Origin of the sequence: Bacillus sp. CBEL-1 (genome assembly GCF_004348885.1) — a bacterium.
Taxonomy (GTDB): Bacteria; Bacillota; Bacilli; order Bacillales; family Bacillaceae_H; genus Priestia; species Priestia aryabhattai_A.
In genome coordinates this window covers 45,131-67,635 of the sequence record NZ_SBIM01000006.1, presented here as the reverse complement: position 1 = coordinate 67,635, position 22,505 = coordinate 45,131, and the positions used below count along the sequence as shown (strand labels likewise).

Below are 22,505 nucleotides of genomic sequence, written 5' to 3'. Positions count from 1 at the left end.
AACTAACAAAAATATCCCTTATAAAAAGGGATATTTTTGTTTCACTAAGATATATAGCACGCTTATAGATATGAATTAATGGCATGTCGCAATTCACTATACTTGTTTTTGCTAACTCGAATTTCTGCATTGACATTTTCAAGCTCGATTAAATAAGAGCGCATGTATTCATCAGGCTTAATTTCAGCTACCTTTGATAAAGGAATTAAGAATGATTGGTGAGGTCTGAAAAAATGATGTTTGCTTAGCATTTTTTCCAGTTCGTTCAGCGTATTGCTGCATTCAATCTCTTTGTTATCCCTTACGCTAATAATACATTTTCGGCCTCGTTTTTCAACGAAATTAATTTCATTGATTGTAATAAAGTGAATGGAGCTTTTGTCTCTTACCGTGATTTTCTTTGTTGCTTGCTCTTGTGTACTATCAAGGTTAAGTTCTTGAGAAACCGTTCTGTTTGAGCGCTGGTTACGAAACTGAACCAACGCTTTTTCAAGTCGTAACGGGCTTACAGGCTTTAATAAAAAGTCGATAGGATATAACTCGTACCCATGTAGAGCATAATCAGAATGACCCGTTACAAAAATCAGTAAAATATCAGGAAATTGCTGTTTAATGGTTTCAGCTAACTTTAAACCATTGATGTGAGGCATGTCGATATCTAAAAAAACTAAATCAACCGCTGATGTTTGTAGAAATGCTAGTGCGTCTCTGGGATCTGAATAACTATAAATGTTTTCGATAAATGGATATCGTGTTAATAAATTTTTTAACATATCCGTGCAATGGATCTGATCATCTACGGTTAAAACATTATATTTATCCATCTGTCTCTCTCCTTTAAATCGCTTTGTTCTTTTTCATAGCTGGAAGTCTAGCAATAAAAGCCGTAGTATTACTAGTTGTTTCTAAGTAAATCATGCCTTCATATTTCTCGATAATCCGCTTAGTAGCAATTAAGCCAATACCTTCATGATCATTTGACTTAGTTGTAAATTGATTGTTAAATAACTTTGAAGCAACATTAGGGTCTATTTCTCCACTGTTTGTTACTGTAAATATGTATTCGTTGGATGAATGTTCAGTCTCAATTAAAACCTCAATCCAGCTGTTTTGTTTTTTATTATGCGTTAGGGCATCCATCGCATTTGAAATTAAATTTCCTAGTATGCGATTAATATCGGTTACTTTGCAGGGAATGTGGGCTAAATTATCTTTTGCGATTACGGACATCTGAATATTTTTGGTATGTGCTTGCTGCTTTAAAGTTAATAGTAAAGCCGAAACGGCTGGGTGATGAATAGGAATGACTTCATTTACTTTTCTCACATCTTCAATGACTTCCTCTATATATGCTTCAGTATCCTGAAATTTTTGCTGGGCAATTAATCCGTATAGTGTATGAAGGTGATGAATAAAATCATGCCGCTGAGATTTAATAACTTGAAAGTATCGCTTAATTTCCACCTCATGCTGCTTTTCTAACAGTTTCTCTAATCGTTCAGATTCATGCTTAAGCACAATTTGTGAAAAGAATAGCAGATAAATGATAGATACAACCGTAATGAATAAAATAGATGAATTCGTTTGTTGTAAATAAAATAAATTATACGAAATCGTAAATGCTACAACAATGATAAGTACCATAGTGAAGCAAGTTAAGATGATATACCTTGGCCCATGTTGCTTATAAAAGAATTCATTCTGATCTTTGTAAATAATAGTTAAAGGAATGAAAGGTAATTTGTATTTAATAAATAGAAAGCTAATGAAATTAATTAATAGAATATGAGGTAACGCAATGAACATTTTCTTAAAGGACTGAGTTTCCAATAAGCTTATGACATCAAAGGTATTTCCTAAAAAAAGGAGTGCTATTAATTCTCCTAATAATAAAATACATAAACCGAGTACTACTGAAATAAACGCAGCAGAAAAGCTAATCTTAAAAATTAAGCTTCCTAAGATGAATAAAATGAGAAAGCTGCATAAAAAAGTAATAGCGTGTGAAAAGTTGGTCGTTAACTTCAATAGCATAATCGATGCTACTCCGATTGAATTGACTGCTATGAACTGTGCTCTTACCTTGGAAAATTTAATACCTAAAAAGGCAATTAAGAAAAACATTAATGAAAAAACTTCTAAAAAGGTGCCTGCTAGTTCAACGAAGAAGTTCATTTTAATTCTTTTTACCTCCTATTTTTATTATGCTAACAACCCTTTACGATATATAAAATAGCATATATTGAATTTTTTTAATATGTTAATTACAATAATTATTTCTAAAAATAACAATACTTGGTTAATTTGATGATTTTAACAGACGATGTTTTGACCCTGTTAAGACGAAAAAATGCCTAGATAAGCAGGAGATGTAGACATATATGTATGTTTATTTTAAATTATTGTAAGAAGTTTTCTGAGTTACTATATTGTAATGCAATATAGTGGAGGGGTGAAAAAAATGATAAGCAAATGGCTGAAATGGAAGCTTTTTATTCGATGGAAGAATCAATGGAACTATATTAAAATCTTTAGAGATTTATCAGTCGGAAGAAGCCTCTGGGTCTTATTTTTTATTCAAAATATAATTCATTCATGCTTCATTTTTTTCGGAACGTATTTTCTTTTAAAATACGTAGTTCTTAACGAACAGTTAACGAATGGTGAAGTGAAGCAAAGTCTAGTGCTTAATTTAATTTTAAAGATGTTGTCTTCCATACAACAAAATGGGGAGATTCTTTGGTCAATTTTATTTTGTTTAATTATGATTTTTGCCTTTATTTCGGGGATAAGTTCTTCTAAATGGCAAATACAATCGAAAGATCAAGAATGGTTAATGATTACGTTAAAGATCAAGCAAAGAAAAGCAAACATCTTTCTTTATTTAGAATCAATTGTATGGGACACGAAGGATTTTATCTTTAACTATATTCCAATTTTAGTAGCTGTAGGCGCTGTTACAGGTGTAAATAAAGTTTATCTTGCTAGCTTACTAATTTTAACGTTAGGTAGCTATCTGCTGATGACTTTGCTTGTTTCAATATTGCATAACAATTATATTAAGCTACAGCATTATAAATGGAATTTCTTTTTGAGATTGTTAACAAACCTAATTGTTCGCCTTTTGATTGTATATACAGCTTTTTTTATTGGAAAAGTGAGCTCTCCGTGGATTAAGAAATTTCCTTTAACGAGCAATAATATCAATTATGCACATTACAATGAATGGATTAATGAAGGAGTAGACGTTATTTTTTCTATTTTAGCACCGCTATCAAAAATCTTTTTACATCCTTATATGCCTTATAACGTGTTTTCAGACATTTTGTTTGATGGCCTACAACTCCATGCCTTAATGAAGCTAGCAATGTTCTTTGTAGGATTGATTGTTCTTTTATTCATTCTATCAAAAATGAATCATCATAGAAGAACACCATATTATCCGTTTAAAAGGATAGAGGCTTTCAATACTTTTTTAGCTAAAGTTATTCCTGGCACATCGTATACAACTATTTTAGCGAAGCATCATTATCGAACGAATTATTTACGCTATCGGTTTCCGATTGTTTTAGGGTCATTTTTATTTTGGGTAATTTGGGGAGTGATTACAGGTCTCCTGCAAAGCCTTAATCCAAGTGAAGAGATTTACTTTTTAATCATGTCATTTTATTTGTTTTTCTTAACTTATTTCTATGTATATTCAATTTTCTCCGAGTTAAATGGTATGTTTTCTGTGGACGGAGAAGGGAAGCAAGTCATTACTTATTTGTTAAATGGAAAATCATTATGGGATGTGTTTAAATATCGGTTTCATCTATTCGCTTTGACAAGTTTACCTTTGTTTATCGTCGCAGATATCGTATTCTTTTTTGTTAATCAAATGTCGCTCATATTAAGTATCATGACTTTGTTATTGCATATTATTAGCTTTTTCTTCTTTGCTTTATTAATGTTCTTGCCTGGAGTACTTAGACCGCATTTTAATTACGAAAATATCGAACAGTTAGACGATTATCCAGATAAGAAAATTGTTGCCGATGTCATCCGCTTTGGGACCGTTGGGTTAATGGTTCCATTATTGATGCTTCCTACGGCTTTGTTTCTAGTGGATAGTATTGGGACTTTAAGCTATCTTGTCATTCAGTGGGGCATGATTGGAATAATTCTTCTTTTATTTGTTGGAACAGCGCTGTCGCTCGTTTCCAAACTATTAGTTAAAAAATCAAGCTTTGAACAAATAAACTTATAGAGAGAAGTGATTGTATGAACTACTCTTTACGCTTTCAAAACGTCAGTAAATCGTTTGAAACCAAACGCATATTAGACCATATCTCATTTGATATTGAAAAAGGGAAAATAACGGCATTTCTTGGACAGAATGGAGCGGGTAAAACCACAACGTTAAAAATTGCAATGGGACTTCTCACACCGAATGAGGGAAAGGTGCTTTTGCATAGTGAAAGCATAGAGAAAATGAAGAAAGAAGTCACTTTTATACCTGATCATCCTTATTTATACGACGAATTAACAGGTCGAGAATATATAAAGTTTATTATGGAATTAACTGATTTAAATCTATCAAAAGAGGAAGTAGAGAAACAAATTGTTTACTATCATCTAGAGAAAGAAATCGATAAGAAAATTAAAAATTTATCATTAGGTAATAAAAAAAAGTTAGCTTTGATGGGCAGCCTGCTGAATAAGCCTAGCGTCTTACTGTTAGATGAATTCATATCTGGGATTGATCCAATTAATATGAAAAAAATAAAATCCATTTTAAAAGATTATGCATCAATAGGTAACTCTATTTTGCTCTCTACCCATCAGCTAGAAGTGGCACAAACATTTTGTGACTCTTTGGTCTTCATTAACGAAGGAAAGATCTTAAAAATAGAAAGAGATATATCAAGTGTTTTCACAAAAAATGAAAGCTTAGAAGACTACTTTATTTCAATGTTAAGTACGTCAGGAGGCACTTCGCATGACTAAAAAATTCTTTATACTGGCTACTATCGTGTTTTTACTATTCGCTTCACCGCCACTTATATTAGCTATTTATCAAGGAGAGGTAAAGGACATTATGGTTATCTCCTTGATTATAATTATTGTTTTTTCGATTACAACATATGAATTTGTTAGAAGAAAAAAATGAAAAAAAGACTAAGTCCTTAAAAAATTAGGGATTTAGTCTTTTTATTTTAGTCACTAATATTAGCAAAATAACCCCTGAAAATACAAAAAACGACCATAATATCCAAAAAATGTTTATTGTTTGGGTTTTTATTGTACTATTTATTCAGGAAGCAACCAACAAACAGGAGGATGAGAAAGTACAATGGTGAATCAATCTGAAGTAATGGAAAATAAACAATCTGTATCACTCTCGACTAACAACCCCATTAGTCTAGTTAGCGCACTATTTAGCCCAGTTAAATTCTTTAGTCAGCTAAAAGTGCAAAGAAAACTGGGGGTTAATATCTTCATTATTTTAGTTTTATATGGAATTATTACATATTTACTTTCTCAACACTTATTAACGAATAATGAAATTGGATCCATGTTGCCAAAAGAACTGCAAAATGGAAAAAGTCAAATGATTATGGTAATTGGAACCACTTTAGTAGGAATATTCCAATTTTTATTTACCGTCTTAATTTCTACTTTAATTTATAAAATTATCTTATCATTTGCACAGGTTCGAGTAACGTTTAAAGGGCTTTTTCATATCGTGATGGTTGCGCAAATCCCCCTTATTATTGGGAAAGCAATTAACCTATTATTTATTAATGAAAACACTATGGAAATGCCAATTACAAGCTTAGGTTTTACGATACAATCTTTGACTGATTCGGTTTTTATCCTTAATTTCTTCTCTAGTCTTGAAATATTCAGTATTTGGAGTTATTTCATCATTGCCTTAGGTGCTAGCGTATGTATTGGGTTTAGTAAGAAAAAAAGCATGATCCTTGTGTTCTCTACGTGGCTAGTATTTCTTACTATTTCTTCTATGCTATTGAGCTTTTTAAATTAAGAAAAATGCACTGATTGAAGGAGGTGAGAGGGTGGACGTAATCGCTAATTTAGTCGGAGCATTAGGAATCTCCGAGTATTGGGCTACTTTGATTGTGAATGCCATCATGGCTGGAGATACAGTAACACAGTTATTGGCTGCATTTGGAAGCTTTGGATTAACTGGAACCTTAATTAGTACATTGAGAAAGTTAATCAAACAAATTGGTAAGCAAAAAACAATTGCTTACTAATAAGAAAAGAATGAATTTTATTTAAAGGAGGTGAAAAACATGGAAGTAGTAGCATATATCGCAGGAGCATTAGGAATTTCTGAATACTGGGCAAACGTAATCGTAACAGCAATCGAAGCAGGCAGCACAGTTCTAGCTTTGATCTCAATGTTTGCTAGCTTTGGATTAACATCAGCACTAATCTTAACAGCTAAATCATTATTGAAAAAAGGCGCTAAGAAAACAGCAGTAGCTTACTAATAAATTAAAAATCTTAAAATGAGGTGGAAAACATGGAAGTAGTAGCATATATCGCAGGAGCATTAGGAATTTCTGAATACTGGGCAAACGTAATCGTAACAGCAATCGAAGCAGGCAGCACAGTTCTAGCTTTGATCTCAATGTTTGCTAGCTTTGGATTAACATCAGCACTAATCTTAACAGCTAAATCATTATTGAAAAAAGGCGCTAAGAAAACAGCAGTAGCTTACTAATAAATTAAAAATCTTAAAATGAGGTGGAAAACATGGAAGTAGTAGCATATATCGCAGGAGCATTAGGAATTTCTGAATACTGGGCAAACGTAATCGTAACAGCAATTGAAGCAGGCAGCACAGTTCTAGCTTTAATCTCAATGTTTGCTAGCTTTGGATTAACATCAGCACTAATCTTAACAGCTAAATCATTATTGAAAAAAGGCGCTAAGAAAACTGCAGTTGCCTACTAATACAATTGCAACTACAAATTAAATTGTAGGGAGGGGAACGATGTCGGTCGTTTCCCTTAATTTATTATATCAAAATTCTTACATAAAAAAAATCTTAAGGTGGTAAAAATGGAAAAATTATTAAAAGATAGATATTTATTTCTATTTTCTGTTGGGTGTTTTTTCTTAAGCTTAATTTTTGGACTAGGTTTGGTTTTAAGTGCAGATGTGAACGAAGCTATTAGTAACAACAATAATTATTATGCGAAACGAGAAGGGATTTCAGGAGCAACATTCTTTTTTATTCAAAATTTTAAAGTGGTGCTTATGTTACTTTCCGGAATTCTTTGTTTTGGGCTTTCTACTTTTTTAGTATTAGTAATCAATGGATTTTGGCTTGGGGGTGTAATAGCGAGTCAATATTTAAATGGCACAAGCGTCTGGGAATTATGTATAAGCATATTGCCACATGGAATTTTTGAGATTCCAGCTTTATTATTAGCCGGTTACATAGGATTTGTTGGTTTTAAATTTTATTTTCAAAAAAAGAACTGGAAAAGGAATCTATCAACAGTAGGTATTATTGTTGTGTTACTTTTAATAGCAGGCCTTATTGAAGGATTTGTCACGCCTAAGTATATTTAATAGGCGTGACTTAGTGTTTTCATTAAGAAGTCCTTTAAAAAGTGAAGAGAAGATAACCAATCATCTGTTACTAGTATTAGGAATTTCTCCTGTAGGTTAATATGGCTCTTGTGCTGTTGCTTAGCCATTGTTATGTAGTCTCTAAAACAGAATAAAATGAATGCTACTACCATCAAGACTGTTTTAGCTAATGTTGATAAGAAGGATTTTTAAAAAGTAATATAATACACCTGCAACCTGAATAATGAGAGTTAAAATTAGAATGCTCATGATAGAGCTTGTAAAGGCAAAACGCTTATTCAATTTAAAAAAACCTAGGATGACAACGCTACTTAATATGGAAAATAAAGTTAAATCAACAAATAAAGATGAATCGTTATGTGAACGGCTAAAGATAATAATAGTTGATATGAGTAGAATACTAAGCCCAAAGGTTATTTTTTCTTTTAAAGAGCTTTTTGGTAGCTGTTCTACAATTTTTTGTGTATATTCTCTGGGGTTTTGACCAAATAAGTCGTGAAAGTCTTTTCCTTGTTTCTCTCCTTCTAAAAGGTGATCAAGTATTTCATCTCTAATTTCGTTACGTTTTTTCGTGTCTAAATCGCTGCTAGATAAATATAGACAAAACTCTTCAAACTGTTGCTTATTGTACTTAGTTAATCTAAGCTTTAATCTTTCAACCTCTTGATAAGTCATACTCGTGAGTGCTCCTCTCTATGTTTTAGAAAATAATTTACTGATTTTTCTAATTTTACCCATTCATCTTCAAAGCCTTGTAAAAATTCTAGACCTTCTGGTGTTATTTTGTAATACTTTCGCCTTGGTCCTGTTTTGGATTCAATAAAGTAGGCAGAAATAAGCTTTTCTTTCTGTAATCTCAGCAATAGAGGATAAATGGTTCCTTCACTTACTTTGTTAAATCCACCTTTCCTCAACTTCTCAATTAATTCATATCCATATATTTCATTTTGCTTAATAAGAGATAGAATACTACCTTCTAATAAGCCTTTAATCATCTGACTATAAATAGACAGTACTTTCACCAGCCTTTCTGAACTATAGTTGAGCAATATAGATGGGTTATAAAAATTATCTTATAAATACTAAATCTAAAATACTAGCATGACGTATAAAGGTTTAAAAATGTACTATAAATTCCAAAATAAGAATTTTTAGGGGAGTTTTTGTGTTTTAATTTAACTGTATTAATTTAACTTAATAGTATTTTTGTGCTAATATAACAATTGTAAATTATAGTTTGTTTGGAGGAGTAAGTGTGAATTGGGGACCAAAAGACTTAGCTCAAGCAATAACCAATGAAGTTATTGCTCACGAAAGTAGCTTTAGAAAAGTAAGCGGAAAAATTCGCTATGGTTTAGAAATGATGATTATTTTACTTTATCAGGTTTTCATTGTTTTACTATTGGGCTCTCTATTTGATCTATTTTTTCTCACATTACTTTGCTTACTGTCTCTATCCATGTTTCGAATGTTTTCCGGAGGAGCACATTTCTCTAAATTTCATCACTGTTTAATTGCAAGCGTTATGCTTATCTTCACCATTTCTTTTACTTCTAAGTATCTCTCACCTATGCTTGATATTATTTATTGGCAGATCATTGCTTATCCAATAGTCATTTTCTTTGTTTGGCGATATGCACCCATTTTATTTAAGAAAGAAGCAGCTTTTAGTAATTCGCAGAAACAAAAAAATAAATGGACCTCTATTTTAATTGCACTATTTCTGATGATTATAAGTTTATTTATTCCCAAGGCATATGCAATTGTCATCATGCAAGTACTGGTTTATCAAACATTTACGATTACACCTATTGGAGTATTTATCATACACTCAATAGATAAAATTTTAATAAAGAAGGAGATTGATTTAAATGAAAAAGTATCTTTATAATTTTGTTGCTGCTACAGGTTTATTTATGACACAAGCTACCTTTACAACAAGTTGTTTTCTAGGATTGTATGAACCTGAACTTCCTGAAGATGAAGACGAAGAACTACAATAAGTTTACAATGATTTTTTTGCACTTATTTTCATTTTTAAAGTAGTTAAATAGCCAGTTTTCGGTACTAAACCGATGACTGGCTATTTACGTTTGTTATGCGTATTATCTTTTAGAGATACCTTAATCTTATAAATGAAGATGATTTTATGATAAAATTATGTGTGTCAAAAAATATTAGAAGTGAGGAATTACATGAATGCGTTAAAACAGCATCGAAAATCGAGTAAAAAAAAGCTGCTGTTTCGGGGCCTTTTAGTCATCATTGGTGGCATTATCGCAGGTTATGGGTTAGAAACAGTATTAATTCCAAATAGCGTATCTGATGGGGGCGTAACGGGACTTAGCATCGTTGGTTCACAGCTTTTTGAAGTTCCACTAGGTGTGTTAATCGCTATTATCAACCTTCCGTTCATTTGGTTAGGATATAAACAAATTGGAAAAAGCTTCGCTATCTTTTCAATCATCGGTATTGCTTCTCTAGCAATTAGTACAACTCTTATGCATCATACTCCAGCAATTATCGAAGGAGATACGCTTTTAGTAACCGTTGTAGGTGGTGTAATCCTTGGTTTTGGAATGGGTTTAGCACTGCGTAACGGAGGCGCATTGGACGGTATTGATATGCTTGCTGTTCTCCTTTCACGAAAGTCCCCGTTTGGAACAAGTGACCTTATTTTATTTTTAAATATGTTTGTTTTTATCGTGGTTTCTTTTGTGTTTGGCTTACAAGGAGCTATCCTTTCTGCAATTGCTTACTTCATTGCTTCAAAGGTCATTCATGTCGTTGAAGTAGGACTAAGCGGTTCAAAAGCGTTTGAAATTATTACAAGTGAGCCTGTCTTAATGGTTAAAACGATTCGTGATCGACTTGGTCGAAGCGCTACATATAAAGAAGTATACGGCGGATATTCTCATGAGAAGTTCAAAGAAATTACGTGCGTCATTAACCGTTTAGAGGAAAGTAAGATGAAGGAAATTATCAACGAGATTGATCCGAACGCATTTGTGCGCGTATATGACGTTGCCGAAGTAAAGGGTGGAAACTTTAGAAAAACCAACATTCATTAAGTTAATCTTTTTATTCTGTATAAAATTGGTATTATCTAGAGGTAGAAGGATTATCCAACAACCTATCCAATAAAAACCAGATTGACAGATTAGGAAGAAAGATGTAGACTTGAAACAAATTTAATAAGACCTCACTTTTAGTCAAGTGAGGTAGAGGCGCGGTATTTAACAGTCTTTAGTAGAGTTTGAGAGACGTTGAAGCTAGGGAGAAGGAAATATCGCCGAAGTGAGTAAATTGTTCTCAACGATTGCTTGCTGGGTCTGTAGTGAAGAACTGCAGGACTGTCTCGATAAGTTTACCAGCTTATTGAGTTGTGCTATCTCATCTTTTAAAAGAGAGGACTTTAGGGAACGATGAACGAAACGACCTGAGTATATCTCGGGTCGTTTTTTTATTGTCTTCAAAGCTTAAAAAGATATAAGGGGGAAACAAATTATGAAAAGAAAAGCAGGGTTTTTCTTAACATTATTGCTTTCAGCAGTCGTTTTATTAGCAGGCTGTGGGCAAAGCAGTGAGTCAGCATCAGGTTCAGGAGATGCTGATACGTTTACGGTAGGTTTAGAAGCGGGCTATCCACCATTTAACTGGACTCAGAACGACGATTCAAATGGCGCGGTTAAAATTAAAGGCAGCTCACAGTATGCAGGCGGCTACGATGTTGAAATGGCCAAGAAAATTGCTGATGGATTAGGCAAAGAGCTAGTAATTGTAAAAACTGAGTGGGATGGACTTGTACCAGCCTTAACATCAGGTAAGATTGATGCGATTGTTGCAGGAATGTCACCAACCGCAGAGCGAAAAGAAACAATCGATTTCTCTGATAACTACTATAATTCAAACTTAGTAATGGTTGTGAAAAAAGGTGGTAAGTATGAGGGAGCTACAAAAATTGCAGATTTCAAAGGTGCAAAAGTTACGGCTCAATTAAACACGTTCCACTATTCAGTAATTGATCAAATTAAAGGTGTATCAAAAGAAACAGCAATGGATAATTTCCCAGCAATGCGCGTAGCGTTAGAGTCAGGAGTTATTGATGGTTATGTATCAGAGCGACCTGAAGCAGTAAGTGCTTCAGCAGCAAACGATAATTTTGCAATGGTTGAGTTCAAAGATGGCTTTAAAACATCAGCTGATGATACAGCTGTAGCCGTAGGTCTTAAAAAAGACAGTGAACTAAAAGAAGAAATTAATAAAGCCTTAAAAGGCATTTCAGAAGACGAGCGCACTAGCATTATGGATACGGCAATCAAAAATCAACCAGCAGCAAAATAATGATGACATAAAACCGGCTGTATACTGCAGTCGGTTTTGTAATGAGGTAAAGGAGGAAGAACGATGAGTTTTGAATGGATTATCACAATCATCTCAGAAAACTGGCCAATGTTCCTACGCGGAGCTGGGATGACGCTGCTAATTGCGCTAACAGGTACCGTTATTGGAGCGATTATTGGGTTGGTTGCCGGTATTGTCCGCACTGTTCCAACGCCAAAGAGCGGGCTGAAAAAAGCAGGGTTGAAGGTAACGAATTTCGTTTTATCTGTATACATTGAATTTTTCCGAGGTACGCCAATGATCGTGCAAGCAATGGTTATTTACTATGGTTCAGCGCTTGCATTTGGGTTTGATATGAACGTGATGTTAGCAGCGGTGATTGTTGTATCAATTAATACGGGAGCATATATGGCTGAGATTGTACGAGGGGGTATTATTTCAGTTGATAAGGGACAGTTCGAGGCAGCTAAAGCCATTGGGATGAATCATTATCAAACAATGATGAATGTTGTTTTGCCTCAAGTTATTCGTAACATCTTACCAGCAACGGGTAACCAGTTTGTGATTAATATTAAAGATACGTCAGTATTGAACGTTATTTCTGTGTCTGAGCTATACTTTGTTACGAAATCAGTCGCAGGAAACAACTTTAGATATTTTGAATCATTCTTTGTTGCTTGTATGATTTACTTCGTCATGACGTTTGCAGTATCACAGATTCTGCGTTACTTTGAGCGTAAATTAGACGGACCCGATAGCTACACGATGATTAAAACGGACCAAAATCGATAATGAAGGGTAAGGAGGTATAAGAAAATGGAACAAGTAATTGATATTCAGCATTTAAACAAAGCTTATGGAAGTCATGAAGTATTAAAGGATATTAATTTCTCTGTTAACAAAGGAGAAGTCGTGACGATTATTGGTTCTTCAGGATCAGGGAAGTCAACGCTCCTTCGCTGTATCAATTTATTAGAACAGCCAAACGGTGGACAGATTATTTACAAAGGCGAAAACATTTTAGATGACCGTCATAATCTTTTTGATTACCGCAAAAACCTAGGAATGGTTTTTCAACAGTTCAACCTATTTGATAACCATAATGTTTTAAATAACTGCGTGGTAGGACAAGTCAAAGTATTAAAGCGTTCAAAAGAAGAAGCTGAAAAGGTAGCGTTGGGCTATTTAAAGGTCGTTGGAATGGATCAATATATTAATGCAAAGCCAAGACAGCTTTCAGGTGGTCAAAAGCAGCGTGTGGCCATTGCTCGTGCTTTGTCCATGAAGCCTGATGTCCTTTTGTTTGATGAACCAACATCAGCTTTAGACCCTGAGATGGTAGGAGAAGTATTAAAGGTTATGAAGGAACTTGCCGAGTCAGGTCTAACAATGCTTATTGTAACGCATGAAATGGAATTTGCTAAAGAGGTATCAGATCGCATTGTCTTTATGGATAAAGGCGTCATTGCAGAAGAAGGTACTCCTGAGCAAATCTTTAATAATCCAACACAAGAACGTACGCGTGAGTTCTTAAAACGTACGTTAAAAGATAAATAAGAAAAGCCCTTGTAGGGGCTTTTTCTTATTTATATAGCCCTCGAATGTAAACAGATGCAATGTTCCGCGCAATTTCTTCAATGGAGCTTTCATATTCATGCCGAACGATATCCCATAGATACATTTCATTAGTGAAAAACCAGCCTCTTGCTACTAACTCATGATTTAATTCATCTCTAGCAAGCCCCTTCTTTTGAGCATAAGCGATATCTTGTGAGATGCGCTGAATAAATTTCTTTCGAATGTTTTTCCAGCTTTCGGACACGACAGGAGCGATTCCAATTGCTTGTTCGAATACCTGCATCATGCTGCGTTCATGCTCGGCCATATGTAAAAAAGCATTTGTTTGTTTATGGATGATATCCGTTGCTTCCTCTTTTGTTTGTGGAAAAAAGGAGGTTTCTGCAATCTTATAGAATTCCGCCATGACGCTGTCCATGAGAACGATTAATAGCTCTTCTTTTCCTTTAAAGTGAACGTACGCTGTTCCGTAGCCAACTTCAGCTTTTTCAATAACCTGTTTAATGGTTGTTTTTTGAAACCCTTCTTCCATAAACACTTCTTTGGCTGCGTGTAATAGTTTTTGGCGCGTTTTAATCGAACGCAAATGTCGCTTATCTTCTATGTTATGTTCTGTCATGATGGACGATCCCTCCCAGCTTTCTTTAATTTCTAGCATATAGAAAATCTCATAAAAGGAAAAGAGGTAGTTTTTAAAAATGTTTATAATTTTCAGAAATATAATATTGACACTGTGTCATATTGTTTGATAATCTTTTGTTAAGATAGCGATTACAAATGCTAAAAGGGGGAGAATACGATGTTTGACTCAACAAAAGAATGCGCAGAGAAGCTGGATGCGCAGGATGAATTAGCGGCTTTTCGAGAAGAATTTTACCTCAAGCCAGACAGCATTTATATGGATGGAAATTCGCTAGGGCTTCTATCGAAGCGAGCTGAAACAACGCTGATGGAAGTTATCACAGATTGGAAAGAGAAGGGAATTGACGGTTGGACACAAGGGAAACATCCTTGGTTTTCATTATCTGAACAACTCGGTGAAATGATGGCGCCGCTTGTAGGAGGTTCTCCTGAAGAGGTTATTGTAACAGGTTCAACAACTGTAAACCTTCATCAACTCGTTTCAACGTTTTACGAGCCGAACGGAACACGTACGAAGATTTTAGCGGATGAGCTGACGTTTCCATCCGATATCTATGCACTTCAAAGTCAGCTGCGTACGCGTGGCTACGATCCCGATGGGCATTTAGTTTGCGTAAAAAGCCGCGATGGTCGCTTTTTAGAGGAAGAGGATATCATTGAAGCGATGACAGATGAGGTCGCGTTAATTGTCTTGCCAACTGTTTTGTATCGAAGCGGTCAAGTATTAGATATGGAACGCTTGACTACGGAAGCTCATAAGCGCGGAATCATTATTGGATTTGACGGTTGCCATTCCATTGGCGCAATTCCTCATCAGTTTAGCGACTGGGGCGTTGATTTTGCTTACTGGTGCAACTATAAACATTTAAACGGTGGGCCAGGAGCTGTTGGTGGTTTATACGTGAATAAAAAGCATTTTGGGACTCTTCCAGGCTTAGCAGGTTGGTTCAGCTCAAAGAAAGAAAAGCAGTTTGATATGGAGCATACGCTAACACCGGCTCATACAGCAGGTGCTTATCAGATTGGTACGCCACATGTGCTCAGTCTGGCACCGCTAATCGGATCACTTGAGCTGTTTAAGGAAGCAGGCATTGAACGCATTCGAACAAAATCACTTCGTATTAATCGGTACTTAATGGATTTACTAAACGCAGAGTTAAAAGAATACGGGTTTACTCTTGGCAGCCATACGGATGACAAACGCCGAGGTGGCCACGTGAGTCTTGAACATAAAGAAGCAGCACGTATTTGTAAAGCGTTAAAGAAAGAAGGAATTATTCCTGACTTTCGTGCGCCAAATATTATTCGCTTAGCACCTGTAGCTTTATATACGTCCTATAGCGAGGTGTGGGAAGTAGTTCAAGCATTGAAAAAAATCATGAGTGAGAAGCTTTACGAACAATTTAAAAACGAGCGCGAAGTCGTCGCGTAAATTAACAGCTGCTTACTTGAACGAAGTAAGCAGTTTCTATAGGTAAAAGTTCAATCTAAGAGGAGATGACCTATGAAAACCAATCAATCTCACCTGCATACGAATGAAAATCAAGATAAAGGGTTGAAGCGAAAGTTAAAAACGAGCCAGCTGACGATGATTTCAATGGGCTGTGCAATTGGTACAGGTTTATTTTTAGGAAGTGGACTTGCAATTCAAACAGCTGGGCCAAGCGTATTGGCTAGCTATGCGTTAGGAGCATTTGTTGTACTACTTTTAATGGGATGCTTAGCAGAAATGACCGTTGCTCACCCGACAGCAGGATCGTTTGGTACCATTTCTGAAAAGTATGTTCATCCGCTCGCAGGCTTTTTAGTTCGCTATTCGTATTGGATTGCTAACGTACTGGCAGTAGGAGTAGAGGTGAGCGCCATTGCATTATACATGAAGTATTGGTTTCCAACCGTTCCAGGGGTAGTGTGGATTGTGATATTCGCTGGAGTTTTAATTTATATTAACGCAACGAGCGTAAACACGTTTGCAACGTTTGAATATTGGTTTTCAATGATTAAAATTAGCGCTATCGTAGGCTTTATCCTCTTAGGTTCATACATATTATTTGGTGCAGAGCCAAGTTCAGCCATCGGTACGAAAAATCTTGTCAACGATGGAGGCTTTCTACCGTTCGGCTTTTGGGGTATGTGGGTGGCCGTTTTTATTTCGCTTTTTAGCTTTCTAGGAACAGAAATGATTGCCGTTACTTCTGGAGAAGCAAAAGATCCTGATGTGGCCGTTCCAAAAGCACTCAAAGCAACAGTATTTCGCTTAACAACGTTTTACGTTTTAACAATTGGTATTATGCTGATGATTGTCCCGTGGCAACAAGCCCAGGTTGACAAAAGCCCGTTTGTCAAAGTGATGGAGATTTTAAATATTCCAGCGGCATCTGGCATTATGAACTTTATTATTTTAACAGCGGCTCTTTCTGCGATGAATAGCCAGCTGTATGCGTCGACACGCATGCTGTTTTCTTTGTCAAAAACAAATAATGCTCCGGCATTTTTAGGTAAGCTCAGCAAGAAAAGCGTACCAGTTTGGGCATTAGGTATTTCAACTGGTGGCATCTTTTTAGCTGCGGCTGTCAACGCTTTTATTCCTGGGTCTTCCTATGCCTTTATGATGGGTATTTCCATGTTTGGCGCGATGTTTACCTGGTTTATGATTTTTATATCTCATCTGTTTTTTCGTAAAAAGTGGGAGAAATCAGGTGGGCGCGTGCTCCCTGTGCGAATGATGGGCTTTCCGTACTTAACCATTTTAGGAGCTATTTTGCTACTTATCCTTATGATTACAACATGGTTCACAGACTTTAAGATTATGCTTCAATTTGGTATTCCATGGCTTATATTTTTAACAATTGCATATTTTATTGCAAAGCGTAAGAAGGTAGACGTAGGTGCACCTAGAAATATAGTAAAAGATGAATTTAAAGAGATGCAATAAGGGGGACATAACGTGAATACGCCAAACGAAAAGAAGAGAACGGCGATAGAATTAGAACAAAACCTACAGACGGACTTTGAAAAAGCAATGTCATACGGAGATTACTTACAGCTTGATTCCATACTATCAAGTCAGCATCGCCTCTCCGATCACCATGATGAAATGTTGTTTATTGTTATTCACCAAGCAAGCGAGCTGTGGATGAAGCTTATTCTGCATGAGCTCTCGGCTGCGATTGCCTGCATTCGTGAAAACAATCTAGAACCTTCGTTTAAAATGCTTTCTCGCGTGTCACGAATTCAGCAGCAGCTCATTCAGTCATGGAGCGTGCTTTCTACGTTGACGCCAGCTGAATACATGGAATTTCGTGATAAGCTTGGACAATCATCAGGATTTCAGTCGTATCAAAATCGTTTAATTGAATTTGCACTTGGTAATAAGAACATTCATGCGCTTTCGGTGTACAAACACGACGAAGCACTCTACGAAAAGATGACTCAGGCTCTTTATGAACCTAGCATTTATGATGCTTCTATTCGAGCGCTTGTAAAGAGAGGATTAAAAGTAGATGAGGAAGCATTGCAGCGTGACTGGTCACAGCCATATGAACCAAATGAAAGCGTAGAAGAAGCATGGCTAACGGTATATAAAAATGTTGATCAGTATTGGGACCTGTACGAATTAGCTGAAAAGCTTGTTGATATTGGTAATCAGCAGCAAACATGGCGCTTTAGCCATATGAGTACCGTTGAACGAATTATCGGCAATAAGCCGGGAACAGGAGGTTCTTCAGGGGTAAACTATTTAAAACGTGCGCTTGATAAGCACTTCTTCCCGGAATTATGGAGTCTACGTACAAAGCTATAAGGATAGATAGAAAGGGTGCTAGATAATGAATAAATGGATCGATGTTTCACAACCGCTTAATAACAAGGTGGCGTGTTGGCCAGGCGATACGCCGTTTTCCTACAGGGTGAGCTGGAGTAAAGAGGAGTCTGGTTCAGTCAATGTAGGTGAAATTACAATGAGTGTACATACAGGTACTCATATTGATGCTCCTTTTCATTTTGATAGTGAAGGGAAAAAAGTAAAGGACTTAGACGTGAACCTTTATATTGGAGAATCGAAAGTTGTGCACCTTCACAATCCTTCCAGCATAAGCGTTGAAGATCTAAAAAAAATCGACTTAGCTGGGGTAACGCGACTTCTTATTAAGACCGGTGCGTGGACGAATCGCGAGACCTTTCCAACGTCTATTCCACCTGTAGATAAAGGGGTAGCCGAATATCTGGAAGAACAAGGCGTTCGTTTGCTTGGTCTCGACCTACCCTCAGTGGACCCGCTTGATAGCAAAGAGCTAGCTGCACATCATGAACTGGCGGCACATAGCGTTCATATTTTAGAAGGACTTGTGCTTGATGCTATTGAGGAAGGAGACTATGAGTTAGCCGCTTTACCACTTTCACTAGCGGAAGCAGACGGAAGCCCAGTACGCGCGGTGTTGAGAAAGAAATAATCTAACAAAAGCCACTCGTTTAGAGTGGCTTTTATCGTCTATGCGACTTTTGAAGTTGTTTTTTCAACAGACTTTTTGTTTCCAACATAGATTAATCTTAAAGCAATTAACATTAGCACAATAGCGAGCCCACGTTTCCAGTCTAATGAAATTTGTGTACCGCCAAAGAATCCAAAGTGATCAATAATAATTCCTGCGCTTAGTTGGCCAATAACCGTAGAAATATTGGCTGCAATGACACCGATTTTCGGAACGGCTAAAACAGTTAAAAATAAATAGCCAACTCCAAACCAAACCGCACTTAGCTGCCATTTTGGCGCATCTAAAAGAGCTAATACATCACCTTTGCCAAAAAATAAAATGAGTAAAAATAAAACAAGTGCACCTGTTGCAAAGGTAAGAAACGCGCTTTCATACGTACCGGCTTTTCTACTGAGCGCCCCGTTTACGGAAGACTGAGCACTAAGTAATACTCCACCGATAACCGCTGCAATGAGCAAGATAAAACTCATCGTAAAACCTCCTTTAATTAGTTAAAAAACGAGTAGTAAAGCGATTGCCATCAACGCAACGGCCATTATTTTTTCTTTTGTAATAGGTGTTTTACTACTACCTAACCAGCCTTTATGTTCAATGATCATACTCATTGCCATTTGTCCGACAATTACGCTAATCATTGTTAAGCCAACCCCGAGAAGCGGAACGCCAATAACTAAAATCGTTAAATAAATGACGCCAAATACTCCGCCTGTAAGCTGCCATTTCGGTGCTTTTGCCGAATAGGAAAGTGAGCCTTTTCCTAAAAACAGCACAATGATTCCTAGAATTACAGAACCAACTGCGAAGTTATAAAAGCTGCTTTCTAGTTTACCAACGGATTGACCTAGCACACCATAAATGGCACCTTCAATACTAAGGGACATTCCAGCTAACACAGCCACAATATAAATCCAAAATTTCATGATTTCACATCCTTATATCGAGATTTATAGATATGTTAAAGCAAAAAAAAGAACTTACAGCTCTTTTTTTATGATTTCAGCAATCTCCGCAATCTTTTTTTCGTTTCTGCGGTAGTACGTCCATTTTCCATGTCTTTCTGATTCCAATAATCCAATGCGCTGAAGCATTGAGAGATAATGTGAAGTAGTGGATTGTGATAAGTTTGCGCGTTCTTGAATATCTCCCACACAAACACCACCCTTTTCACTAATAGTTTTTGAAAGGTGCGCAGTAGGCTTATCAAAATGCTCTATTGGATCTTTTAACCACTTCAACATTTCTAAACGAGTTTCATTGCCCAAAACCTTAAAAATATCTACAAGTTTATTTTCCATGAACTTATACTAATCGATATTTCTCGATATGTAAAGTTTTTAGTTTATCTTTTTATAAACCGCATATGCCAAGGTAATACAAAGGCAAACACAATAAAATATAAAATAATTGAAAAAGCAAAAAAGCTCCAGTTTTTGATATGTAAGTAATCCACTGCAATCATTCCCCACTCAATTAATGTGGAAATGACCGTGAAAAGTACTACTAGCGACCAGCGATTCTTGGCTGTAGCATAATTAACGTAGATGACGGCAAGAGCAGAAGGGATGATGGAATAGCTAACAAATTCTCCAATTCCTGTGACGTTTTTGTCCCCTAAATCAACTAAGTCAAACATTCGACCAACTAAAGAATTGATCACCCATGCGATATAACCGATAAAGCTGAACGTCACATAATAATCAACCCAGTTAATTTCGCGTTTAGGCATAATGAGTGAATAGAGAAACAAAGCGCCGCTTATTACAATAGGAAACCAAACGCCTTTTGCTGATAAATCTATATTTTGCATCCATGAGTTCACGTTGAGACACCTCTTTATGTAAGGGTATCTCTAGTGTTGCCTAAATAATCTATTTTAAAATTAACTCTGTTCTTCTTTTTTCCACATTTTATAGTTATAAAGAACTTGAACAAGAAAGATTAAGCTAATTAAACCAACAAACCCAAAGTACACGGGAAGAGGCCAATGTGAAAGGTAGTACAAAACTCCGCAAGCAATGAAAATGAACGGAATACTTGTAAGCGTAAAAATCGAAAAATTGAGAACCAGCACTCTTTTCTTAATCAGAATACTAATGAAGAATGCTAGAAATAAAATCATGATAAACATAAAGAGGTTTTCAAGAATAAAATCCAAAACGATATCCCTAGCACAGCGTTCCCCTTAAAGAAAGTAAAATAGTTCCATGTGGAACAGCTATCTTCTACGCTTCATCACTTGAGCAATTGTCATGATGAGTAAAGACAGTACAGCAGCTATAAAAACTATGATGCTCAACGCTCCATAACCAAGCCCTTCCCATCCTCCAACTAGTAAGCTAATTATAAATCCTGCTAGGCTAAGCACTGCTACAGCAAGGGGAATGACATATCGCAACGATTCCTTCTTTCGTCCAATAAGGTAAGAAAAAATAAGAATCACTAAAGTAGTCATAATGATAAAGGTATATGAATTTAGCATAATATCCTCCTTTTCTATTAGTAAAGATCTATGCGTAAATAAGGATATTAATTCCAATTTAACATAATATAGGATTTGTTGGAAGGGTGTCTTGTATAGATAATTATTATAGATAGAATTACTAAAAAATTCTATTTTATACTATAATAGTAAATGGATTTGGTGTGTAGAGGAGGGGTTAAATGAATACAGAAGATCGTCTAAGTGAAATAGAAAGAAAGTTAGATGATTTAAATAATAAGCTAGATCAAAGGAACAATAACTCTAGCTCGCGATTTGTTCTTAGAATTGTGCAGGTTATTTCTATTATTTTAATATTCCTAGTACTGATAGGGGTTATTAGCTTTTTTGCAGGATAAGAATACAAAAAGGGTTGAGGGAATTCCTCAACCTTTTTCTATGTAAATGAATCAAAAATACCACCATATAAACGCAGTACATAAAAGAAAAAACCTAAAGATAATCATTTGCTGCAATCAAACAAAGATTGAGTTGATGTATACAGTAGGTTGGAATATTGGAGAGTAAAGCATAATAACGTATTGTATAGGTTAATTAGTCTATCTAATTTTATTTATTTTATAGTATAATTTTACTAGTTTGTTATAAAAAAATAGGTAGGAGGGGCAGGGATGAAATTTTGCACGAACTGTGGAAGTTCACTGGGAAGAGAAGATCAGTTTTGTAGCGGGTGCGGTGCAGTAATTGATCGAAGTGAAAAGATGAGTGAACCTGTACAAAAAAAGCAGAACACGTCAGCGCTGCGTGTAGAAGAAGTGGTACGTATGGGAAAGAATAATAAACAACTTACTATTGCTGGTCTTATTTTAATTATCGGTGTCATCATTTACATAATGATTCCAAAAAAGCTCACGGAAGCAGAATATGAGCAGCTCGCTCTCGATTTATTAGTGAAGGATGTAGCGATACAAGAACAGTTTTCGCGTTCAATTGAAAATAGCTCCATTGACACAAACACGGAATGGGATTCAGAGTTTAAACAGTTAACAAAGCCTGCTGAAAGAGCACAAGGTGAGTTTGAAGACATTTATAAAGAATTAAAAGGCGTAAAGCCACCAGAAATGTTTGAACATGACCACCAACTACTATTGAAGGCGTTTCATATTCATAGTGAACTGATGATTGGAGCAGGTGAGTATTTTAAAAATGGAAATGAGGAAGAGCTTGAAAACGCAGAAGAATACCAAAGCGAAGCAGAAGATTATTTAGCTCAAACATCTTTTTCTTCTGGTATATATAAAGAACGATTAATCAAGCGAATTGAGAAGCTAGGCATCGAATAAGTTAATAAGTTTTATAAGGTAAAGCACCTTCACTTTCTACATTCTTGGTGA

At 35.7% G+C, this 22,505-nt stretch carries 30 protein-coding genes and 1 riboswitch; of the genes, 20 read left to right on the top strand and 10 right to left on the bottom strand.

Going from position 1 to position 22,505, the window contains the following annotated elements:
• Positions 1-62: 62 nt before the first annotated feature.
• Together EPL02_RS05060 and EPL02_RS05055 are read right to left on the bottom strand one after the other, a co-directional pair.
• On the bottom strand, positions 63-824 hold the full coding sequence (locus tag EPL02_RS05060) for a LytR/AlgR family response regulator transcription factor (protein ID WP_094911411.1): 762 nt from the start codon (positions 822-824) through the stop codon (positions 63-65).
• Positions 825-837: 13 nt separating this feature from the next.
• On the bottom strand, positions 838-2,175 hold the full coding sequence (locus EPL02_RS05055) for a sensor histidine kinase (protein ID WP_094911412.1): 1,338 nt from the start codon (positions 2,173-2,175) through the stop codon (positions 838-840).
• A gap of 286 nt (positions 2,176-2,461) precedes the next feature.
• On the opposite strand from EPL02_RS05055, the gene EPL02_RS05050 reads away from it, so the two are divergent.
• The 8 genes from EPL02_RS05050 (at position 2,462) to EPL02_RS05015 (ending at position 7,593) form a co-directional block, all read left to right on the top strand.
• Positions 2,462-4,249, top strand: coding sequence for a hypothetical protein (locus tag EPL02_RS05050; protein ID WP_131887171.1), 1,788 nt, complete (start codon positions 2,462-2,464; stop codon positions 4,247-4,249).
• A gap of 14 nt (positions 4,250-4,263) precedes the next feature.
• Positions 4,264-4,989 carry an ABC transporter ATP-binding protein gene (locus tag EPL02_RS05045; protein ID WP_131887170.1) on the top strand — a complete coding sequence of 242 codons (726 nt, stop codon included), beginning with the start codon at positions 4,264-4,266 and terminating at the stop codon, positions 4,987-4,989.
• Between the two features lie 346 nt (positions 4,990-5,335).
• The gene (locus EPL02_RS05040; protein ID WP_094911415.1) at positions 5,336-6,031 is read left to right on the top strand and encodes a YIP1 family protein; all 696 of its coding nucleotides are present in this window, start codon (positions 5,336-5,338) and stop codon (positions 6,029-6,031) included.
• A 31-nt stretch (positions 6,032-6,062) separates the two neighbouring features.
• Positions 6,063-6,263, top strand: a complete 201-nt coding sequence (locus tag EPL02_RS05035) for an uberolysin/carnocyclin family circular bacteriocin (RefSeq protein ID WP_094911416.1) — start codon at positions 6,063-6,065, stop codon at positions 6,261-6,263.
• A 39-nt stretch (positions 6,264-6,302) separates the two neighbouring features.
• Positions 6,303-6,503 (top strand): circular bacteriocin, circularin A/uberolysin family, encoded by a 201-nt coding sequence (locus tag EPL02_RS05030; RefSeq protein WP_076512897.1) that lies wholly within the window; start codon positions 6,303-6,305, stop codon positions 6,501-6,503.
• Between the two features lie 32 nt (positions 6,504-6,535).
• Positions 6,536-6,736, top strand: coding sequence for a circular bacteriocin, circularin A/uberolysin family (locus tag EPL02_RS05025; protein WP_076512897.1), 201 nt, complete (start codon positions 6,536-6,538; stop codon positions 6,734-6,736).
• Between the two features lie 32 nt (positions 6,737-6,768).
• A complete protein-coding gene (locus tag EPL02_RS05020; protein WP_076512897.1) occupies positions 6,769-6,969 on the top strand; it encodes a circular bacteriocin, circularin A/uberolysin family in 201 nt (66 codons plus the stop codon).
• A gap of 108 nt (positions 6,970-7,077) precedes the next feature.
• Positions 7,078-7,593 carry a stage II sporulation protein M gene (locus EPL02_RS05015; RefSeq protein WP_094911417.1) on the top strand — a complete coding sequence of 172 codons (516 nt, stop codon included), beginning with the start codon at positions 7,078-7,080 and terminating at the stop codon, positions 7,591-7,593.
• 183 nt (positions 7,594-7,776) lie between these two features.
• Here EPL02_RS05015 and EPL02_RS05010 read toward each other — a convergent pair whose 3' ends face one another.
• Together EPL02_RS05010 and EPL02_RS05005 are read right to left on the bottom strand one after the other, a co-directional pair.
• On the bottom strand, positions 7,777-8,289 hold the full coding sequence (locus EPL02_RS05010) for a DUF1129 family protein (protein WP_094911418.1): 513 nt from the start codon (positions 8,287-8,289) through the stop codon (positions 7,777-7,779).
• Positions 8,286-8,621, bottom strand: a complete 336-nt coding sequence (locus EPL02_RS05005; protein ID WP_094911488.1) for a PadR family transcriptional regulator — start codon at positions 8,619-8,621, stop codon at positions 8,286-8,288. Before EPL02_RS05005 ends, EPL02_RS05010 begins: the two co-directional genes overlap by 4 nt.
• 248 nt (positions 8,622-8,869) lie before the next feature.
• Between EPL02_RS05005 and EPL02_RS05000 the strand changes: the two genes are divergently transcribed.
• From EPL02_RS05000 to EPL02_RS04975, 6 genes are all read left to right on the top strand, one after another.
• Positions 8,870-9,505: an accessory gene regulator ArgB-like protein gene (locus EPL02_RS05000; RefSeq protein ID WP_165932517.1), complete on the top strand. Its 636-nt coding sequence runs from the start codon at positions 8,870-8,872 to the stop codon at positions 9,503-9,505.
• A complete protein-coding gene (locus tag EPL02_RS04995) occupies positions 9,486-9,617 on the top strand; it encodes an AgrD family cyclic lactone autoinducer peptide (RefSeq protein ID WP_119543731.1) in 132 nt (43 codons plus the stop codon). The genes EPL02_RS05000 and EPL02_RS04995 overlap by 20 nt, the downstream gene beginning before the upstream one ends.
• Before the next feature lie 192 nt (positions 9,618-9,809).
• On the top strand, positions 9,810-10,685 hold the full coding sequence (locus EPL02_RS04990; RefSeq protein ID WP_094911420.1) for a YitT family protein: 876 nt from the start codon (positions 9,810-9,812) through the stop codon (positions 10,683-10,685).
• 143 nt (positions 10,686-10,828) lie between these two features.
• Positions 10,829-11,013, top strand: a riboswitch (Lysine riboswitch).
• 108 nt (positions 11,014-11,121) lie between these two features.
• Complete coding sequence (locus EPL02_RS04985; protein WP_094911421.1) at positions 11,122-11,958, top strand: transporter substrate-binding domain-containing protein; 837 nt, start codon at positions 11,122-11,124, stop codon at positions 11,956-11,958.
• 63 nt (positions 11,959-12,021) lie between these two features.
• Positions 12,022-12,750: an amino acid ABC transporter permease gene (locus EPL02_RS04980; RefSeq protein WP_094911422.1), complete on the top strand. Its 729-nt coding sequence runs from the start codon at positions 12,022-12,024 to the stop codon at positions 12,748-12,750.
• 24 nt (positions 12,751-12,774) lie between these two features.
• Positions 12,775-13,515, top strand: coding sequence for an amino acid ABC transporter ATP-binding protein (locus EPL02_RS04975; protein WP_094911423.1), 741 nt, complete (start codon positions 12,775-12,777; stop codon positions 13,513-13,515).
• Between the two features lie 25 nt (positions 13,516-13,540).
• Here the strand turns inward: EPL02_RS04975 and EPL02_RS04970 are convergent, their stop codons facing one another.
• Entirely contained in the window at positions 13,541-14,155 is a 615-nt protein-coding gene (locus EPL02_RS04970; protein ID WP_131887168.1) for a TetR/AcrR family transcriptional regulator, read from the bottom strand.
• A 180-nt stretch (positions 14,156-14,335) separates the two neighbouring features.
• Here EPL02_RS04970 and kynU point away from each other — a divergent pair, with 180 nt between their 5' ends.
• The 4 genes from kynU to kynB all read left to right on the top strand — a co-directional run bounded on the left by kynU (position 14,336) and on the right by kynB (position 18,629).
• Complete coding sequence (gene kynU, locus EPL02_RS04965; protein ID WP_094911424.1) at positions 14,336-15,610, top strand: kynureninase; 1,275 nt, start codon at positions 14,336-14,338, stop codon at positions 15,608-15,610.
• 72 nt (positions 15,611-15,682) lie between these two features.
• The gene (locus EPL02_RS04960; protein ID WP_094911425.1) at positions 15,683-17,113 is read left to right on the top strand and encodes an amino acid permease; all 1,431 of its coding nucleotides are present in this window, start codon (positions 15,683-15,685) and stop codon (positions 17,111-17,113) included.
• Between the two features lie 12 nt (positions 17,114-17,125).
• Positions 17,126-17,980 carry a tryptophan 2,3-dioxygenase gene (kynA, locus tag EPL02_RS04955; RefSeq protein WP_094911426.1) on the top strand — a complete coding sequence of 285 codons (855 nt, stop codon included), beginning with the start codon at positions 17,126-17,128 and terminating at the stop codon, positions 17,978-17,980.
• Between the two features lie 25 nt (positions 17,981-18,005).
• Entirely contained in the window at positions 18,006-18,629 is a 624-nt protein-coding gene (gene kynB / locus EPL02_RS04950) for an arylformamidase (RefSeq protein WP_131887167.1), read from the top strand.
• Between the two features lie 38 nt (positions 18,630-18,667).
• Here the strand turns inward: kynB and EPL02_RS04945 are convergent, their stop codons facing one another.
• From EPL02_RS04945 to EPL02_RS04925, 5 genes are all read right to left on the bottom strand, one after another.
• Complete coding sequence (locus EPL02_RS04945) at positions 18,668-19,141, bottom strand: DMT family transporter (RefSeq protein ID WP_094911428.1); 474 nt, start codon at positions 19,139-19,141, stop codon at positions 18,668-18,670.
• Positions 19,142-19,162: 21 nt separating this feature from the next.
• The gene (locus tag EPL02_RS04940) at positions 19,163-19,591 is read right to left on the bottom strand and encodes a DMT family transporter (protein ID WP_131887166.1); all 429 of its coding nucleotides are present in this window, start codon (positions 19,589-19,591) and stop codon (positions 19,163-19,165) included.
• Between the two features lie 54 nt (positions 19,592-19,645).
• Positions 19,646-19,966 (bottom strand): ArsR/SmtB family transcription factor, encoded by a 321-nt coding sequence (locus EPL02_RS04935; RefSeq protein ID WP_131887165.1) that lies wholly within the window; start codon positions 19,964-19,966, stop codon positions 19,646-19,648.
• Positions 19,967-20,010: 44 nt separating this feature from the next.
• Positions 20,011-20,490 carry a hypothetical protein gene (locus EPL02_RS04930; protein ID WP_131887164.1) on the bottom strand — a complete coding sequence of 160 codons (480 nt, stop codon included), beginning with the start codon at positions 20,488-20,490 and terminating at the stop codon, positions 20,011-20,013.
• Between the two features lie 396 nt (positions 20,491-20,886).
• On the bottom strand, positions 20,887-21,150 hold the full coding sequence (locus EPL02_RS04925) for a YesK family protein (RefSeq protein ID WP_131887163.1): 264 nt from the start codon (positions 21,148-21,150) through the stop codon (positions 20,887-20,889).
• Between the two features lie 182 nt (positions 21,151-21,332).
• On the opposite strand from EPL02_RS04925, the gene EPL02_RS20785 reads away from it, so the two are divergent.
• Together EPL02_RS20785 and EPL02_RS04920 are read left to right on the top strand one after the other, a co-directional pair.
• Positions 21,333-21,509 (top strand): hypothetical protein, encoded by a 177-nt coding sequence (locus EPL02_RS20785; RefSeq protein ID WP_165932516.1) that lies wholly within the window; start codon positions 21,333-21,335, stop codon positions 21,507-21,509.
• 273 nt (positions 21,510-21,782) lie between these two features.
• Positions 21,783-22,454 (top strand): zinc-ribbon domain-containing protein, encoded by a 672-nt coding sequence (locus tag EPL02_RS04920; protein WP_094911434.1) that lies wholly within the window; start codon positions 21,783-21,785, stop codon positions 22,452-22,454.
• The last annotated feature ends 51 nt before the right edge of the window (positions 22,455-22,505 follow it).